The following is a 16,175-nucleotide window of genomic DNA, read 5'->3' as shown; positions in this document are numbered from 1 at the left end:
GCTACCCCGGTATGACATGTCAGTTGGCTCTCCGGTGTGACGTCCGGCCACACACCCTCTTCCTACCTTCCTCCTCGCCACCTCAGGGACGAGCGGGAAGAAGGAGACGGGAATGCGCCGCTACAGGAGGACCCTGGTCGCCGCCGCACTGGCGACGACCATGGTCGGGGGAACAGCGGGCTGGGCCTCCGGCAGCAGTCAACGGGCCGTCACGGGGCCGCCCGTGGGAAGCGCCGCCTGGCGCGCGGACGACTCGCTCGGCCGGGCACTGCCCGACCCGGCGAGCGCCACGCCCGGCCAAGTGGCCCGCTTCTTCGCCACGCTGACACCCGGTCAGAGCCGACGGCTCGTCCAGCGCCATCCGCTGGTCGTCGGCAATCTCGACGGAGCGCCGGTCGCCCTGCGGTACGAGGCCAACTCCCGCGCGATACGGGCCGAGCACGACCCCCGGTACGAGCGGCTCGCGGAGCCCGGCCGGCAGATCCTCGCCTTCGACCCGCGCGGCCGTGGCCAGGTCGCCGAGGTGTACGGGGATCTGGCGACCGCCCGCCATGTGTCCGTCGTCGTACCGGGATCGGACATCGACGCGGCGACCTTCGACCGTACGAACGATCCGTACGGCACCCCCGCCGGAATGGCCGGGTCGCTGCGGGCCGCGACGGGCGGCCGTACCGCCGTGATCGCGTGGGCCGGTTACACCACCCCCGTCGGGTTCGGTCTCGACGTGGCCACCGGCGATCTCGCCGAGGCGGGGGCCGGCCGGCTGGCCCGGTTCACCCAGGGGCTCACGGCCGCCGGGGCCGGGAAACCCGCGCTGTTCTGCCACAGCTACGGCGCCGTGGTGTGCGGGCTCGCCGCCTCCGAGGTGAACGCCACCGACATCGTGGTGCTCGGCGCCCCTGGAATGCGGGCCGGACAGAGGGCGGACCTCCATACCGACGCACGGGTCTGGGCCGCCAAGGACTCCTCCGACTGGATCTCCAAGGTCCCAAACGTCGAGATCGCGGGCCTGGGCCATGGCCAGGACCCGACCGACCCGTCCTTCGGCGCCCGCCGGGTGCCCGCCGAACTGGCCGAGGGCCACACCGGCTACTTCGCTCCCGGCACGGACTCGCTCCGCGCCTTCGCCGCCATCGCCCAGGGCCGGATCACACGGGGAGACGTCCGATGACGACGCTGGCGACAACGATCGAGAAGATCGAGGCGCGGACCCCCGCCCACCGCGACCGCGCGATCGACGGGCTGCGCGCCCTCGCGCTGCTCGCCGTACCCACCGGGCACTGGCTGCTCGGCGGCTTCACCCTGGACGCCGGCGGCGCCCTGCACAACGCCAGCCCGCTCGCCGCCTTCGGCGGCTTCGCACCGGTGAGCTGGGTGCTCCAGATGCTGGGCATCTTCTTCCTGGTCGGCGGATACGCCTCCGTGCTCTCGTACCGCAGACGGACGTCCACGACCGCCGCCTGGCTCCGGCAGCGCGTGGTGCGGCTCGGCAGGCCCGTCCTCGGGGTGACCGCAGTCTGGGCGGCGGCGATGCCGCTGCTGTACGTGCTCGGCGTGCCCGAAACCACCCTGCGCACCGGATCGACGCTGGTGATCCAGCCCCTGTGGTTCGTCGGGGTCTATACGGTGGTCACCGCGCTGACCCCGTACTGTGTGCGCGCCGCACACAGTACGGGCGGCTGGGCCGCCGCTCCCCTGCTGGTCTCGGTCGCCGTCGTCGACTTCCTGCGCTACGGCCCCTACGCCGACACCATGCCGTCCTGGCTGAGCATGGTGAACATCCTGCCCGGCTGGCTGTTCGCGTATCAGCTCGGAGTCTCCTGGGGCGAGGGCCGGATCGGCCGGCGCGGGGCGCGTGTCCTGCTCATCGGTGGCACGCTGCTCTTCGCCGCGCTGCTGGTCGTCTTCCACTACCCGGCGTCGATGGTCGGCGTGCCCGGTGAGACCCGTACCAACTCGCATCCGCCGTCCCTGCTGGTGCTCGCCCTCGCCGCCGCGCAGAGCGGCGCGGCGATCCTGCTGCGCGACCGGATCGGGCGGCTGCTGAGCAGGCCCGCGCTGTGGGCGCCGGTCGTCGTCATCAATCTGTGCGCGATGACGATCCTGTGCTGGCACCAGACGGCGATGCTCGCCGCCGCCGTGCCCGCGTCCTTCCTCGGACCGGTGGCCGGTCTGACGACCTCCCCCGACTCCCTCGGCTGGATCGTGGCACGGCTGACCTGGATGCCGCTCTTCGCGACGCTGCTCGTCCTCATCGGGTGGTACGCGCGCCGTTTCGACGCCCCGTGGCGGACCGGGACACGCGCGTCGAAGGCCCGCCGCGCGGCAGCGGGGCTGCTGGCGGCGGGCTTCGCGGTCTTCGCACTGGGCCTGGCGTGAGCGCGAGCGCCGGTCCGGTCCGGTCCCGCGCGGGGCGTCGAACCGCTCCGCTACTCGCGGCCGGCCGAGGTGAACGACATATCGGTGTACCGGCCGCCGGCCACCTGGCCCGCGATCGGCTCCAGCAGCCGCAGTTCGCTCTCGGTGAGGATGAGCCGCGTGGCGGCGGTGTTCTCCTCGATCCGGCTCCGCTTGCGGGTCCCCGGGATGGGTACGACGGTCAGGCCGTGCACCCCGGCCTGCTGCTGCACCCAGGCCAGCGCGACCTGCCCCAGGGTGGCGTTCCTGCCCTCGGCGATCTTGCGTACCGGGTCGAGCAGCGCGGCGTTCGCGGCGGCGTTGTCGCCGGTGAAGCGGGGCTGCTGGCGACGGAAGTCGTCGGCGCCCAGCTCCTGGTCGGCGTGGACGAACGCGCCGGTCAGGAAGCCCCGGCCGAGCGGGGAGTACGGCACGAGCGCGACACCCAGCTCGGCGGCGGCCGGTACGGCGTTCGCCTCGATGTCCCGGCTGAACAGCGACCACTCCGACTGGAGGGCGGCGATCGGGTGCACGGCCTGCGCGGCCCGCAGCTCGCCGCCGGTGACCTCGCTCAGCCCGAGGTGGGTGACCTTGCCCTCGCGCACCAGCTCGGCCATCGCGCCGACCGTCTCCTCGATGGGGACGTTCACATCGCGCCTGTGCATGTAGTAGAGGTCGATGTGGTCGACGCCGAGGCGCTTCAGGCTTCCCTCGACGCACTGGCGGATATAGGGCGCGTCGTTGCGGATCGTCCGCTTGGTGGGGTCGGCCGGGTCGACGCTCAGGGCGAACTTGGTGGCGAGGACGATCTCGTCCCGGTGCGCCCGGACGAACGGCGCGATGAACTTCTCGTTCTCCCCGGCCCCGTAGACGTCCGCCGTGTCGTACAGCGTCACGCCCAGTTCCAGGGCGCGTTCCAGCGTGGCCCGCGCCTCGTCGGCGTCCGTCGGTCCGTACGACTGGCTCATCCCCATGCAGCCGAGCCCCTGCGCACCGACCTCCGGTCCACCGGTACCGAGCCGCACCTTCTCGATCTTGCTGTCACTCATCGGGGTTCAGACCCTCTCCGACGCCTTGCGGGCGCCCGCGTAAAAGCTGATCTTGTGGTCGAGTACGGCGACAGTGTCCTGTAGCTCCGCGATCCGCCGGTGGACATCACGGCGTGTCCGTTCCAGCAGCTCCTGCCGCTCCTCGAACGTGTCCTCGCCTACCCTGATCAGCTCGGCGTACCGGACCATGTCCGCCACGGGCATGCCCGTGAGCCGCAGCTTCCCCACGAAGGCGAGCCAGTCCAGGTCCTTGTTGCTGAACCGGCGCTGCCCCGTGTGCGAGCGGTCCACATGCGGCATCAGGCCGATGCGCTCGTACCAGCGCAGGGTGTGCGCCGAGAGTCCGGTGAAGGCGGCGACCTCGCTGATCGTGTAGCGCGCCGCCCCGTCGGGCCGCGGATGCGGGCGCGGCGCCGATGCGCAGTCGTCCACGCGGGCCGTCCGTACGGGGGTGCTCTCCGTCAGCGTCATACCCTCAACGCTAGATCCTTCGAGTGCACTCGAAGCAAGCGGAAAAGTCGGCGAGTTTCCGGCCGCCGCGGATTAGTCTCCGCCTCATGAGCCTCGCACGCCCCGCGGTCCCCGCCGACGCCGCCGAACTGGTCCGTCTGCGGAAGGTGATGCTCGACTCGCACCGGGGGCCGGACCCGGACATCAGCTGGCAGCCCGGCGCGGAACGGTCCCTGCGCGAGAGGCTCACGGGTCCCGGCGGCGATCTCATGGCCTGTGTCGTGGACCGTCCCGGCCTGCCGGGCGGGCTGGCCGCGTGCGCGGTCGGCACGATCGAGTACCGGCTCGGCAGCCCCGGCAACCCCACGGGCACCAGCGGCTACGTCTTCAGTGTCGCCACCGATCCGGACCTGCGCCGTCGCGGCTACTCGCGGGCCTGTGTGGAGGCGCTCCTCGACTGGTACCGGACCCGCGGCGTCCGGCGGGTCGATCTCCGCGCGTCCCGCGAGGGCGAACCGCTGTACGCCTCCCTCGGCTTCGTCCGTACCCCCGACCCCTCGATGCGGCTGACGCTCTCGCTAACCTCGTAGCCATGCAGAGCCTGGCGATGATCGAGAACTGGCCGGTGACGAACGCCTCGGCCGCCGTCGTACGTGCGGACGGCACCGTCGTCGGGTCGTACGGCCCCACGGCGCGGCGCTTTCCGCTCGCCTCCGTGACCAAGCCGCTGGCCGCGTACGCGGCGCTGGTGGCGTACGAGGAGGGGGCGGTCGAGCTGGACGAGCCGGCCGGGCCCGAGGGGTCCACCGTCCGTCATCTGCTCGCGCACACCAGCGGTCTCGCCTTCGACGAGCACCGCGTGGCCAACGCGCCCGGCACCCGCCGGCTCTACTCCAACGCGGGCTTCGAGCTGCTCGGCGAACACATCGCCAAGGCCACCGGCATCGCGTTCGCCGACTATCTCCACGAGGCCGTGTTCGAGCCGCTCGGTATGACCTCGACCGCGCTGCCCGAGGGCGGGTCTCCGGCCAGGGACGCGGTCTCGACCGTCGACGACCTGACGCGGTTCGCCGCCGAACTCCAGGCGCCCCGGCTGCTGGACGCGCGCACTGTTCTGGAGGCGATGACGGTCGTCCATCCCGGGCTGTCCGGGGTGCTGCCGGGCTACGGCTTCCAGAAGAACAACGACTGGGGTCTCGGCCTGGAGATCCGGGACGCCAAGTCCCCGCACTGGACGGGCGCCTCGTCGTCGCCGCGCACCTTCGGGCACTTCGGGCAGTCCGGCACGTTCCTGTGGGTCGACCCGGACGCGGGGGCGGCCTGTGTGGCGCTGGCCGACCGGGACTTCGGGCCGTGGGCGGTCGCGGCCTGGCCGCCGTTCACCGACGCGGTCCTCGCGGAGCTGGCGGCCTGAGCCGCCGGCCGGAGCCCCAAGGCCTCAGCCCGACATCTCCCAGAGCAGCACCTCCGCCGCCGGGCCCGAGGTCAGTTCGAGCCCTTCCGCGTCCGTGATCCGCGCCGAGTCGCCGGGCCCCAGCGCGGGCCCCGCCGCGCCGTCCGCGCCGCTGTCCGCCCCGCCCGCGCCACCGACGCGTACCTCACCGCGCACCACGTGGACGTACACATGGCGGGCGTCCGGCACGGCCGAGCGCTCGCCGTCCCGCAGGCGCCGTACGTGCAGCATGGCCCCGGCCCGCGGCAGTGCGTACGGCGTGGAGTCGGCGATGCCCCGTACGACCTCGTACGCGGGCTCGCCGCCCGGTTCCAGCGGCGCGAGCCACATCTGGACGAAGACCAGCGGCCGGTCGCCGTCATTGCGCTCCACATGCCGCACCCCGCCGGCCGAGCTGAGCCGCTGGACGTCCCCCGGCCGCACGACGGTGGCGTGTCCGGCCGAGTCGCGGTGCGTCAGCTCGCCCTCGACGACCCAGGTGACGATCTCGGTATGGCTGTGCGGGTGCTCGTCGAACCCCGCGCCGGGGGCGAGCCGCTCCTCGTTGCAGGCGAGGACCGCGCCGAAGCGCAGATTGTCCGGATCGTAGAAGCGCCCGAAGGAGAGGGCGTGCAGGGATTCGATGCCCGCCGAGGGGTCGCCGCCGACAGAGCGCTGCGCTGCGTACCGTACGAGAATCACGCCTTCACGGTAGGCGCTCCACCGGGGACGGCACGAGACGCCCGCCGACCCCGGCCCCGCAGGCGGTGGCTCCGATAGGGCACTCTTGACCCCGTGGCCGAACCCTCGAACGAACCCCATCCGCACCCCGCGACGCTGCGTCGGCTGGAGCAGTCCTCAGGACGGCTCGCCGCGAACGCCATCGCCCGTATGGACGAGACGCTGCCGTGGTACCGCGCGATGCCGCCGGAGAACCGTTCCTGGATCGGGCTGGTCGCCCAGGCCGGTATCGCCGCGTTCACCGAGTGGTTCCGCCACCCCGAGACCCCGCAGGCGATCTCCACCGATGTCTTCGGCACGGCCCCGCGCGAGCTGACGCGGGCGATCACCCTGCGCCAGACCGTCGAGATGGTGCGGACCACGATCGAGGTCATGGAGACGGCGATCGAGGAGGTCGCGGCCCCGGGCGACGAGTCCGCGCTGCGCGAGGCGCTGCTCGTGTACGCGCGGGAGATCGCCTTCGCGACGGCACAGGTGTACGCGCAGGCCGCCGAGGCGCGCGGGGCGTGGGACGCGCGGCTGGAGTCGCTCGTCGTGAACGCCGTGCTCTCCGGGGAGGCCGACGAGGGCGCCGTCTCCCGCGCGGCGGCCCTCGGCTGGAACTCCCCCGAGCATGTCTGTGTCCTGCTCGGCACCGCCCCGGACGGGGACAGCGAACTGACCGTGGAGGCGATCCGCCGGGCGGCCCGGCACGCCAAGCTCCAGGTCCTCACCGGAGTGCTCGGCGACCGGCTCGTGGTGATCGCGGGCGGCAGCGACAACCCGCTCCAGGTCGCCAAGGCGCTGATCGGCCCCTATGCGCCGGGCCCCGTCGTGGCGGGCCCCGTGATGCCCGATCTGCTGGCCGCCACCAAATCCGCGCAGGCCGCGGCGGCCGGCCTCAAGGCGTGTTTCGCCTGGCAGGACGCGCCGCGCCCGGTGCTCGCCGACGATCTGCTGCCGGAGCGCGCGATCGCCTCCGACCCCGCCGCGCGTGACCAGTTGGTGGAGGAGATCTACAGACCGCTCGAAGAGGCGGGGTCCGCGCTGCTGGAGACTCTGAGTGTCTATCTGGAGCAGGCGAGCAGTCTTGAGGGCGCGGCGAGGATGCTGTTCGTGCACCCCAACACCGTGCGCTACCGGCTTCGACGTGTGACTGACGTCACCGGATGGTCACCCTCCGATGTACGGTCCGCGTTCACGCTGCGGATTGCCCTGATCCTGGGGCGCTTGGCCGGCGGAGACACGCAGATCTAGACTTTTGTGGTACTTCAACAATTCCCCCAGCGGTTCTTCGTTCCCCTCCCCACGGGCGATGAAGACCCATCGCAAGAGAGAGTGTGAGGGTGCTCGTACTCGTCGCTCCCGGCCAAGGCGCTCAGACGCCCGGCTTCCTGACTCCCTGGCTCGAACTGCCCGGCGCCGAAGACCGGCTGCGGGCCTGGTCGGCCGCCATCGACCTGGATCTGGTCCACTACGGCACGGACGCCGACGCGGACGAGATCAGGGACACCGCCGTGGCCCAGCCGCTGCTGGTCGCCGCCTCCCTGCTCTCCGCCCGCCAGCTCTTCCCCACCACGGAGGACGTGGCGCGCGACGTGGGTGTCACGGGCGGCCACAGTGTGGGTGAACTGGCCGCCACCGCGCTGGCCGGTGTGGTCTCCGACGACGTGGCCCTGTCGCTCGTACGCGCCCGTGGCATCGCGATGGCCGAGGCCGCCGCGATCACGGAGACCGGAATGTCGGCGCTGCTCGGCGGCGAGCGGGACACGACCCTCGCGCACCTCGACAAGCTCGGCCTGACGCCCGCCAACGTGAACGGCGCGGGCCAGATCGTCGCGGCCGGCACCCTTGAGCAGCTCGCGGCGCTGGAGGCGGACAAGCCGGAGGGCGTACGGCGCGTGGTGGCGCTCAAGGTCGCCGGCGCGTTCCACACGCACCACATGGCGCCCGCGGTCGAGAAGCTCGACACGGCCGCGCGTTCCGTCTCCGTCGCCGACCCGGTCGTACCGTACGTCTCGAACCGCGACGGGCGGACGGTCTCCACCGGCTCCGGGATCGTGACGGGCCTGGTCGGTCAGGTCGCCAACCCGGTCCGCTGGGACCTGTGCATGGAGACCTTCAAGGAGCGGGGCGTGACCGCGCTGATCGAGCTGTGCCCCGGCGGCACCCTGACCGGTATCGCCAAGCGCGCGCTGCCCGGGGTGAAGACCCTGGCGCTGAAGAAACCAGAAGATCTCGACGCGGCCCGCGCGCTGATCGCCGAGCACTCCTCCACGGCTGAATAGGAGTCAGAGAGCATGTCGAAGATCAAGCCCAGCAAGGGCGCCCCGTACGCGCGCATCATGGGCGTCGGCGGCTACCGCCCGACGCGCGTCGTGCCCAACGAGGTGATCCTCGAAACGATCGACTCGTCCGACGAGTGGATCCGCTCCCGCTCCGGCATCGCGACCCGCCACTGGGCCTCTCCGGAGGAGACGGTCGCCGCGATGTCCATCGAGGCGTCCGGCAAGGCGATCGCCGACGCCGGGATCACACCGGAGCAGATCGACGGTGTGATCGTCTCCACCGTCTCGCACTTCAAGCAGACCCCGGCCATCGCGACCGAGATCGCGGACAAGATCGGCGCGAGCAGGCCCGCCGCGTTCGACATCTCCGCGGGCTGCGCCGGCTTCGGCTACGGACTGACCCTGGCCAAGGGCATGGTCGTCGAGGGCTCGGCCGACTACGTCCTGGTCATCGGCGTGGAGCGGCTCTCGGACCTGACCGATCTGGAGGACCGCGCGACGGCCTTCCTGTTCGGCGACGGCGCGGGCGCCGTGGTCGTCGGACCCGCCAAGGAGCCGATGATCGGCCCCACCGTCTGGGGCTCCGAGGGCGACAAGTCCGACACCATCAAGCAGACCGTGCCGTGGGACGCCTACCGCGACGGCACGGTGGAGAGGTTCCCCGCCATCACGCAGGAGGGCCAGGCGGTCTTCCGCTGGGCCGTCTTCGAGATGGCGAAGGTCGCCCAGCAGGCGCTGGACGCCGCCGGAATCAGCTCCGCCGACCTGGACGTCTTCATTCCGCACCAGGCCAATATGCGGATCATCGACTCGATGGTGAAGACTCTCAAGCTGCCGGAACATGTCACGGTCGCCCGTGACGTGGAAACCACCGGCAACACCTCGGCCGCCTCGATTCCGCTCGCGATGGAGCGGCTTCTGGCGACCGGACAGGCGAAGAGCGGCGACACCGCGCTCGTCATCGGTTTCGGGGCGGGTCTTGCCTACGCCGCGACGGTCGTTACCCTCCCCTAGGCACACCGGATCTTTCCGGAGCGTGTTCCGATATATCCCTCTGCTCAACATCGAAGGAGCGCCAACATGGCCGCCACCCAGGAAGAGATCGTCGACGGTCTCGCCGAGATCGTTAATGAGATCGCCGGTATCCCGGTCGAGGACGTCCAGCTGGACAAGTCCTTCACCGACGATCTGGATGTCGACTCGCTGTCCATGGTCGAGGTCGTCGTCGCCGCCGAAGAGCGCTTCGACGTGAAGATCCCGGACGACGACGTCAAGAACCTCAAGACGGTTGGCGACGCCGCCGACTACATCGCGAAGCACCAGGCCGCCTGACCGCCTGACCTCTCGCGCTGACCCATCGCGCGGCATCCGCCACCCGGTGGTGGCGCCGTAAAAATTCAGCACCCTCTACACGTGGAGAAAGAATTCCAGTGAACTCGACCAATCGCACCGTGGTCGTCACCGGTATCGGCGCAACCACACCACTGGGTGGCGACAGCGCAACGACCTGGGAAGGTCTGCTCGCGGGCCGCTCGGGAGTACGCCCCCTCGAAGGCGAACGCTTCGCCCAACTGCCGGTCCGTATCGCCGCGGTCGCCGCGGTCGACCCGGGCGATGTCCTGCCCCGCCCGCTCGCCCGCAAACTGGACCGCTCGGCGCAGTTCGCGCTGATCGCGGCCAGGGAGGCCTGGGCGGACGCGGGTTACACCGCCAGGGCCGGGGAGGACCCGTCGGTCGACGCCGACCGGCTCGGTACCGTGATCGCCTCCGGCATCGGCGGCGTGACCACCCTGCTCGACCAGTACGACGTGCTCAAGGAGCGGGGCGAACGCCGTGTCTCCCCGCACACCGTGCCGATGCTCATGCCCAACAGCCCCTCCGCCAACGTCAGCCTGGAAGTGGGCGCCCGCGCGGGCGTGCACACCCCGGTCTCCGCCTGCGCGTCGGGCGCCGAGGCCGTCGGCTACGCGGTGGAGATGATCCGTACCGGCCGCGCCGACGTGGTCGTCGCCGGTGGTACGGAAGCAGCCGTCCACCCCCTGCCCATCGCGGCGTTCGCCAACATGATGGCGATGTCCAAGAACAACGACGAACCCACGAAGGCCTCGCGCCCGTACGACAAGGGCCGCGACGGCTTCGTCCTCGGTGAGGGCGCGGGCGTGATCGTCCTGGAGTCGGCGGAGCACGCGGCCAAGCGCGGCGCGCGCGTCTACTGCGAGCTGCTGGGCCAGGGCCTGTCCTCGGACGCCCACCACATCGCCCAGCCCGAGCCCACCGGCCGCGGTATCGCCAAGGCCATGGAGAACCTGCTCGACCAGACGGACCTCAAGCCGGCCGAGGTCATGCACCTCAACGCGCACGCCACGTCGACGCCGCAGGGCGATGTCGCCGAGATCAAGGCGCTGCGCCGGGTGCTCGGCGACGATCTCGACCATGTCGCGGTCTCCGCGACGAAGTCGATGACGGGCCACCTGCTGGGCGGCGCGGGCGGTATCGAGACCGTGGCCACGGTCCTCGCGCTCTACCACCGCAAGGCCCCGCCGACGATCAACGTCGACGACCTGGACGAGGAGGTCGTCGCGGACATCGTCGTCGACGGCCCCCGCGACCTGCCCAGCGGCACGATCGCGGCGATCAACAACTCGTTCGGCTTCGGCGGCCACAACGTGGTGCTGGCGCTGCGTACGGTCTGAGTACGGTCCGATCGCGCGGCGGTTCCCGGCGAACCTTCGCGGAGACGCCCGGCCCGGGATTCCCGGCCGGGCGTCTCCGGTTTCCGCACGGCACCGGGCCAAGGACCCTGTCGGACCGGACAGGGGCTAGTGCTGCGTCACGTACCGGAGCACGCCGTCGGTGCCGCGCACGAAGACGGAGATCCGGCCGTCGCGGTGGCACGCGGGGACCGGGGCGCCCGCGAGAGTGCCGTTCAGTGGGGCGAGGTCCGTGAACTGGTCGCTGTTGACGGTTTTCTGCCCGGCGACCCAGAGCGCGCGGTCGGGGCCGGTCGCGAAGATCCGCAGACGGCCGTCGAGCGGGGAGCGGAACGGGTACGGCGCGCCCGCCAGGCCGCCCTTGAGCAGACCCTCCGGGTTCCACGCGGCGTAGTCCCCCTGCCGGCCCAGGAAGCGGCCCGCTCCGTCCCGGCCCTGCCAGAAGATCCGGATACGGCCGTCCGCGTCGAGCGCGGCCTTCGGGTCGGAGAGGGCCGGGGTCCCGGCGAACCGCTCGAAGGGGATCCAGTCGCTGGTGGTGTCGGGGATCCGCTGCTCCGAGATCCACAGCTCGTCGTCACCGCCCCGGACGAACACCGCCACCCGCCCGTCGGCCGCCAGGACCGGGCACGGGACACCCTCGGCCGCTCCGCCGATCGTGGCGGCGGGGGCCCAGACGGCGTACGCCACCGAGGTGTGGCTGACCGACCGGACCGTGTGGTCCGTGCCCCGGCAGAACACCGAGATCCGCCCGTCGGCGTTGAGGACCGCGGCGGGATCGCCCGCGATGCCACCGGCCACCTTGACCGCGGGAGCGCCGGACTCGCCCGGGATCCCCGGCATCCCCGGGATCCGGCCGGCGAACAGCTCGTCGCCCGGCGTGCGCCAGAAGACCCTTATCAGTCGGTCACGGCCCAGGATCGCGGCGGGCACCCCGCTGATCCGGGCCCCGGGTAACTCCGTCCACGGGGACCAGCTCAGGTCTCTGTTCTGCCGGATGGACAGGAGAGTGTGGTTCCGGCCCTCGGCGAGGACGATCAGCCGGCCGTCCGGGCGGGCGACCACGGCCGGATCGTCGACGAGGGTGCCTCCCAGCGACTGAAAGGCACCCCAGTCCGTTCCGGGTGTGGTCACACCGCTTCCCCCTTCCCCTGTTCACTAAGGCCGCCACACACAAAGGCCCCGCACACGAAGTCGCCGTATCCGAAGGGTCTCAGCCGGACACAACGACACGCCCGGACCGGCGGGACGAACACACCATCGGGGGAACGGGGTTTGGGCGGAAGGAGAGAGCGGCGGCGCCTCAGCCGTCGAAGCTCGCGAAGTACGTCGCCGCCATGTCGTCGTCACCGTGCCCCTGGGCCTCCGCCCGGCGGAACCGCTCGGCGGACGCCGCCGCCACATCCAGCCGTACGCCCGCCGACTCCCCCGCCTCCACGATCAGCCGGGCGTCCTTGCCCGCCGTGGCGACCGAGAAGCTCGGGGTGTAGTCGCCGTCCATGATGACGGCGGACTTGGCATGGAGATAACCGCAGTCCAGACCGCCGCCGGCGATGGCCTCCAGGAAGTACCGCGGGTCCACGTCGAGGCCCTTGGCCAGGGCGAGCGCCTCGGCCGTGCCGTTGGTGAGCGTGATCACCCAGCTGTTGCACACGAGCTTCAGACGGCTGGCGGCGCCGGTGGAACCGTCGTCGTCCAGCCAGACGGTACGGCTGCCGATGGCGTCGAGCACGGACGCGAGCGGGGCGCGCGCGTCCCCGGGGCCCGCGGCCAGGATCAGGAGCTCGCCGTTCTCAGCGGGGGCCTTGGTGCCGAGCACGGGTGCGTCGACGAAGACCAGTCCGTGATGCCGGGCCAGATCGGCGAGTGAGGCGATGGCACCGACGCCCACGGTCGTCGTCTGGAGCCAGATGGCGCCGGGCCGCAGCCCCGGGCCGGCGGCCGTCACGGCCTCCACGACAGCGGGGCCGTCGTACACCATCGTGAGGACGACATCCGCGTCGGCGACGGCTTCGGCGGGGGTCGCGAAGGCCCGCGCGCCGTCGGGGACGAGCGCTTCGGCCTTGGCGGGGGTGCGGTTCCAGACGCGGACGTCATGTCCGGCGCGGCAGAGATTACGGGCCATCGCGGCGCCCATGATGCCGGTGCCGAGGACAGCTACTGCGAGGTGATCAGCCATGGGACCACGGTAGGACGCGAGGGCCCCGCCCGCTCACACGACCTGGTGCAACCAGCGGACCGGGGCGCCTTCGCCCGCGTACCGGAACGGTTCGAGCTCGTCGTCCCACGGTTTGCCGAGCAGCTTGGCGACCTCCGCCGCCAGCTGGGTCTCGCCCTGCTGGGAGCGCGCGAGCGCGGCGCGCAGCCGGTCCTCGGGGACCAGGATGTCGCCGTGCATACCGGTGACGGCGTGGAAGATGCCCAGATCGGGCGTGGCGCTGTAGCGCTCGCCCTCGGCGGTGGCGCAGGGTTCCGCCGTGACCTCGAAGCGGAGCATCTGCCAGCCGCGCAGGGCGGAGGCGAGTTCGGAGGCCGTGCCCGCCCGGCCCTTCCAGGAGACCTCGGCTCTCCAGGTGCCCGGCGACGCCGGCTGCCGGATCCAGTCGAGCTGGACCCGCAGACCGAGCACTCCTGCCACCGCCCATTCGATGTGCGGGCACATCGCGCGTGGTGCGGAGTGAATGTACAGAACTCCACGTGTCGTCACCGGGACCTCCAGTGTGGGACGAGGTTCGCCTTTCCCAGCGGCCTCAGTAAACAGCATCGGGAGTGAAACTCCGCAAAAGGGACAGCATGTGACGTGATGTAATTTACCGGAGCCAAGAGAACGGACACCTCTGGTTCGACGTGGAAAAACTACCGTGCGGCGGGGTGCCCGCGGTGACGTACGGTCGGTCCCGGGGGCGATATGCGCGAAGCTTTCACTCGGCAGGACGCCACCGGATGCCTGACGACGCCAGACTTCTCAAAAGGATGCCAAAGAGGACGCCAACGGGAGGGACCTTGATGCGGAAGAGCCTTCGGAGCCGGAGCGGGAGCGGCGGTCGGAGCGGGGATCGCGGCCCGGCCCGGAACGGCCGAGGGCGGCGGTCACGCGCCGGAACAGCCGCCGCGACCGCCACTTTACTGGCCGTGACCGGGCTGCTGACCGGTTGCGGCGTCTTCGGCGGATCCTCGTCCGACAGGGAGGCCGAGCGCTCCGCCCCCTCCGCGCGCCCGCCCCTGTGGAACCGCGCCCCGGCTTCGGTGGCGGCGGTCGGTGACTCCATCACCCGTGGCTTCGACGCGTGTGTGGTGCTCGCCGACTGCCCGGAGGTGTCCTGGTCGACGGGTACGGACAGCAAGGTGCGCAGCCTGGCCCTGCGGCTGCTCGGCGCTCCGGCGGCCAAGGAGCGCAGCTGGAACCACGCCGCGACCGGCGCCAAGATGTCCGATCTCCCGGGCCAGCTGGCGCAGGCCGCGCAGAACAAACCCGAGCTGGTCACGATCATGGTGGGCGCCAATGACGCCTGCCAGGACACGGCGAAGCAGATGACACCGGTCGCCGACTTCCGTAAGTCGTTCGAGGCGTCGATGCGCCAGTTGCGTGCCGGGGCGCCCAAGGCGCAGGTGTATGTGTCGAGCGTGCCCGATCTGAAGCGGCTCTGGTCGACCGGCCGGGGCAATCCGCTGGGCCGGCAGATCTGGAAGCTGGGGATCTGCGCCACGATGCTCGGGGACTCGCAGAACATGAGCAAGCTGGCGCAGGACCGGCGGAACATGGTGTACGAGCGGGTCGTGGCGTACAACAACGTGCTGAAGGACGTGTGCGCGAAGGATCCGCGCTGCCGGTACGACGGCGGTGCGGTCTTCGACTTCCGGTTCACGGGCGACCAGTTGAGCCACTGGGACTGGTTCCATCCCAGCAAGGACGGGCAGAGCCGGCTGGCGGAGATCGCGTACCGCAATGTGACGGCCGTGAAGCCGCCCGTCTAGCCCGGCGGCCCGGCCGGATGCCTTCGAGGAGCCCGGGTGGCCCCGGCAGGGTTTTCCCGGGGCTCCCGGGCGTAGGGTTCTCGATCGTGACTGCCATGAACACGGAGCGCGTCGGTGCGACCGGTGAGGGTACGCCCGTCCACCGCTGGACCCTCGAACGGGCCGGTACCCGGCTACGTCTGCTGACGTACGGCGGCGTCGTGCAGTCGGTCGAGATACCCGACCGGAACGGCACCGTCGCCAATGTGGTGCTCGGCTTCCCGGATCTCCAGGGCTATCTGGGCGCCGGCGGACCGTACTTCGGGGCGCTGGTGGGCCGGTACGCGAACCGCATCGGGGGCGCGGCCTTCACCCTCGACGGACGGACCTACCGGCTCGCGCCCAACGACGGGCCGAACAGTCTGCACGGCGGTGAGCGGGGCTTCGACCGGCGCGTGTGGGACGCGGAGCCTGCCGGGGACCACGGGGTGCGGCTGTCGCGGATCAGCCCCGACGGCGAGGAGGGCTTCCCCGGCCGGCTGGACATCTCGGCGACGTACACACTGGACGCGGACGGCGCGCTGCGGATCGACTACCGCGCGGTGACGGACGCCCCGACCCATGTGAACCCGACGAATCACACCTACTGGAATCTGGGCGGCGCGGACAGCGGCCCCGCGACCGGCCACGAACTGCGCATCGCGGCGGGGCACATCACGCCGGTGGACGACACCGCCGTACCGACCGGGAAGCGGGATCCGGTCGGCGGCACCCGCTTCGACTTCCGCGCGCCGCGCCCGGTGGGCTCGGGCTACGACCACAACTTCGTGCTGGACGGGACGGATCCGGCGGCCGAGCTGTACGACCCGGTGTCGGGCCGGGTGCTGACCGTGACCACCACGGAGCCGGGCATGCAGCTCTACACCGGCGACCACTTCGACGGCGAGCCGTACGGTCCCGGGGACGGAATCGCCCTGGAGACACAGCACTTCCCGGACTCCCCCAACCGGCCCGCGTTCCCGAGCACGGTGCTGCGGCCGGGCGAGGTGTTCGTCTCGACCACGACGTTCGGTTTCGGCGTCCGGTAGAAGAGGTACGGGTACGGCCCCGGGGCGGTGTCAGGTCCGCCCCGGGGCCGTCACGTCGCGTACGTGCCCCTGCGTCTCGTCCGTTC

At 71.3% G+C, this 16,175-nt stretch carries 17 protein-coding genes; 11 read left to right on the top strand and 6 right to left on the bottom strand.

Annotated elements, in window-relative coordinates; all coding sequences use genetic code 11:
* The first annotated feature begins 112 nt into the window (after positions 1-112).
* Positions 113-1,171: an alpha/beta hydrolase gene (locus CU044_RS12990; protein ID WP_129768700.1), complete on the top strand. Its 1,059-nt coding sequence runs from the start codon at positions 113-115 to the stop codon at positions 1,169-1,171.
* A complete protein-coding gene (locus CU044_RS12985) occupies positions 1,168-2,379 on the top strand; it encodes an acyltransferase (RefSeq protein WP_129768699.1) in 1,212 nt (403 codons plus the stop codon). Before CU044_RS12990 ends, CU044_RS12985 begins: the two co-directional genes overlap by 4 nt.
* Positions 2,380-2,429: 50 nt before the next feature.
* Here CU044_RS12985 and CU044_RS12980 read toward each other — a convergent pair whose 3' ends face one another.
* Entirely contained in the window at positions 2,430-3,446 is a 1,017-nt protein-coding gene (locus CU044_RS12980) for an aldo/keto reductase (RefSeq protein ID WP_129768698.1), read from the bottom strand.
* 6 nt (positions 3,447-3,452) lie between these two features.
* Complete coding sequence (locus CU044_RS12975) at positions 3,453-3,917, bottom strand: MerR family transcriptional regulator (RefSeq protein WP_129768697.1); 465 nt, start codon at positions 3,915-3,917, stop codon at positions 3,453-3,455.
* A gap of 86 nt (positions 3,918-4,003) precedes the next feature.
* Here CU044_RS12975 and CU044_RS12970 point away from each other — a divergent pair, with 86 nt between their 5' ends.
* Positions 4,004-4,486, top strand: a complete 483-nt coding sequence (locus tag CU044_RS12970; RefSeq protein WP_129768696.1) for a GNAT family N-acetyltransferase — start codon at positions 4,004-4,006, stop codon at positions 4,484-4,486.
* Between the two features lie 2 nt (positions 4,487-4,488).
* The gene (locus tag CU044_RS12965; protein ID WP_129768695.1) at positions 4,489-5,310 is read left to right on the top strand and encodes a serine hydrolase domain-containing protein; all 822 of its coding nucleotides are present in this window, start codon (positions 4,489-4,491) and stop codon (positions 5,308-5,310) included.
* A gap of 24 nt (positions 5,311-5,334) precedes the next feature.
* Here CU044_RS12965 and CU044_RS12960 read toward each other — a convergent pair whose 3' ends face one another.
* Positions 5,335-6,027 carry a pirin family protein gene (locus tag CU044_RS12960; RefSeq protein WP_129768793.1) on the bottom strand — a complete coding sequence of 231 codons (693 nt, stop codon included), beginning with the start codon at positions 6,025-6,027 and terminating at the stop codon, positions 5,335-5,337.
* Between the two features lie 96 nt (positions 6,028-6,123).
* On the opposite strand from CU044_RS12960, the gene CU044_RS12955 reads away from it, so the two are divergent.
* The 5 genes from CU044_RS12955 (at position 6,124) to fabF (ending at position 11,029) form a co-directional block, all read left to right on the top strand.
* Positions 6,124-7,305: a helix-turn-helix domain-containing protein gene (locus CU044_RS12955; protein WP_129768694.1), complete on the top strand. Its 1,182-nt coding sequence runs from the start codon at positions 6,124-6,126 to the stop codon at positions 7,303-7,305.
* An 89-nt stretch (positions 7,306-7,394) separates the two neighbouring features.
* Complete coding sequence (locus CU044_RS12950) at positions 7,395-8,336, top strand: ACP S-malonyltransferase (RefSeq protein ID WP_129768792.1); 942 nt, start codon at positions 7,395-7,397, stop codon at positions 8,334-8,336.
* 12 nt (positions 8,337-8,348) lie between these two features.
* Positions 8,349-9,350 (top strand): ketoacyl-ACP synthase III, encoded by a 1,002-nt coding sequence (locus tag CU044_RS12945; RefSeq protein ID WP_129768693.1) that lies wholly within the window; start codon positions 8,349-8,351, stop codon positions 9,348-9,350.
* 66 nt (positions 9,351-9,416) lie between these two features.
* Entirely contained in the window at positions 9,417-9,668 is a 252-nt protein-coding gene (locus CU044_RS12940; RefSeq protein WP_129768692.1) for an acyl carrier protein, read from the top strand.
* 98 nt (positions 9,669-9,766) lie between these two features.
* Positions 9,767-11,029, top strand: coding sequence for a beta-ketoacyl-ACP synthase II (gene fabF, locus CU044_RS12935; protein ID WP_129768691.1), 1,263 nt, complete (start codon positions 9,767-9,769; stop codon positions 11,027-11,029).
* Between the two features lie 126 nt (positions 11,030-11,155).
* Here the strand turns inward: fabF and CU044_RS12930 are convergent, their stop codons facing one another.
* The 3 genes from CU044_RS12930 to CU044_RS12920 all read right to left on the bottom strand — a co-directional run bounded on the left by CU044_RS12930 (position 11,156) and on the right by CU044_RS12920 (position 13,754).
* On the bottom strand, positions 11,156-12,181 hold the full coding sequence (locus tag CU044_RS12930) for a hypothetical protein (protein WP_129768690.1): 1,026 nt from the start codon (positions 12,179-12,181) through the stop codon (positions 11,156-11,158).
* Positions 12,182-12,350: 169 nt separating this feature from the next.
* Positions 12,351-13,226, bottom strand: a complete 876-nt coding sequence (locus CU044_RS12925) for an NAD(P)-dependent oxidoreductase (RefSeq protein ID WP_129768689.1) — start codon at positions 13,224-13,226, stop codon at positions 12,351-12,353.
* 33 nt (positions 13,227-13,259) lie between these two features.
* Positions 13,260-13,754, bottom strand: coding sequence for a DUF3145 domain-containing protein (locus tag CU044_RS12920; protein ID WP_129768688.1), 495 nt, complete (start codon positions 13,752-13,754; stop codon positions 13,260-13,262).
* A 425-nt stretch (positions 13,755-14,179) separates the two neighbouring features.
* Here CU044_RS12920 and CU044_RS12915 point away from each other — a divergent pair, with 425 nt between their 5' ends.
* Entirely contained in the window at positions 14,180-15,022 is an 843-nt protein-coding gene (locus tag CU044_RS12915) for an SGNH/GDSL hydrolase family protein (RefSeq protein ID WP_240045539.1), read from the top strand.
* A gap of 95 nt (positions 15,023-15,117) precedes the next feature.
* Positions 15,118-16,089, top strand: coding sequence for an aldose epimerase family protein (locus CU044_RS12910; protein ID WP_129768686.1), 972 nt, complete (start codon positions 15,118-15,120; stop codon positions 16,087-16,089).
* Positions 16,090-16,175 lie beyond the last annotated feature (86 nt).

The organism is Streptomyces sp. L-9-10 (assembly GCF_004151105.1).
GTDB lineage: Bacteria > Actinomycetota > Actinomycetes > Streptomycetales > Streptomycetaceae > Streptomyces.
Note: the sequence above shows the minus strand (reverse complement) of the source record. Positions and strands in the feature narration are given on the sequence as shown.

Coding starts and splice junctions, on each gene's coding strand:
- CU044_RS12985 (WP_129768699.1), top strand. CDS start 1,168: ATGACGACGCTGGCGACAACGATCGAGAAGATCGAGGCGCGGACCCCC.
- CU044_RS12980 (WP_129768698.1), bottom strand. CDS start 3,446: ATGAGTGACAGCAAGATCGAGAAGGTGCGGCTCGGTACCGGTGGACCG.
- CU044_RS12975 (WP_129768697.1), bottom strand. CDS start 3,917: ATGACGCTGACGGAGAGCACCCCCGTACGGACGGCCCGCGTGGACGAC.
- CU044_RS12990 (WP_129768700.1), top strand. CDS start 113: ATGCGCCGCTACAGGAGGACCCTGGTCGCCGCCGCACTGGCGACGACC.
- CU044_RS12945 (WP_129768693.1), top strand. CDS start 8,349: ATGTCGAAGATCAAGCCCAGCAAGGGCGCCCCGTACGCGCGCATCATG.
- CU044_RS12965 (WP_129768695.1), top strand. CDS start 4,489: ATGCAGAGCCTGGCGATGATCGAGAACTGGCCGGTGACGAACGCCTCG.
- CU044_RS12970 (WP_129768696.1), top strand. CDS start 4,004: ATGAGCCTCGCACGCCCCGCGGTCCCCGCCGACGCCGCCGAACTGGTC.
- CU044_RS12925 (WP_129768689.1), bottom strand. CDS start 13,226: ATGGCTGATCACCTCGCAGTAGCTGTCCTCGGCACCGGCATCATGGGC.
- CU044_RS12910 (WP_129768686.1), top strand. CDS start 15,118: ATGAACACGGAGCGCGTCGGTGCGACCGGTGAGGGTACGCCCGTCCAC.
- CU044_RS12940 (WP_129768692.1), top strand. CDS start 9,417: ATGGCCGCCACCCAGGAAGAGATCGTCGACGGTCTCGCCGAGATCGTT.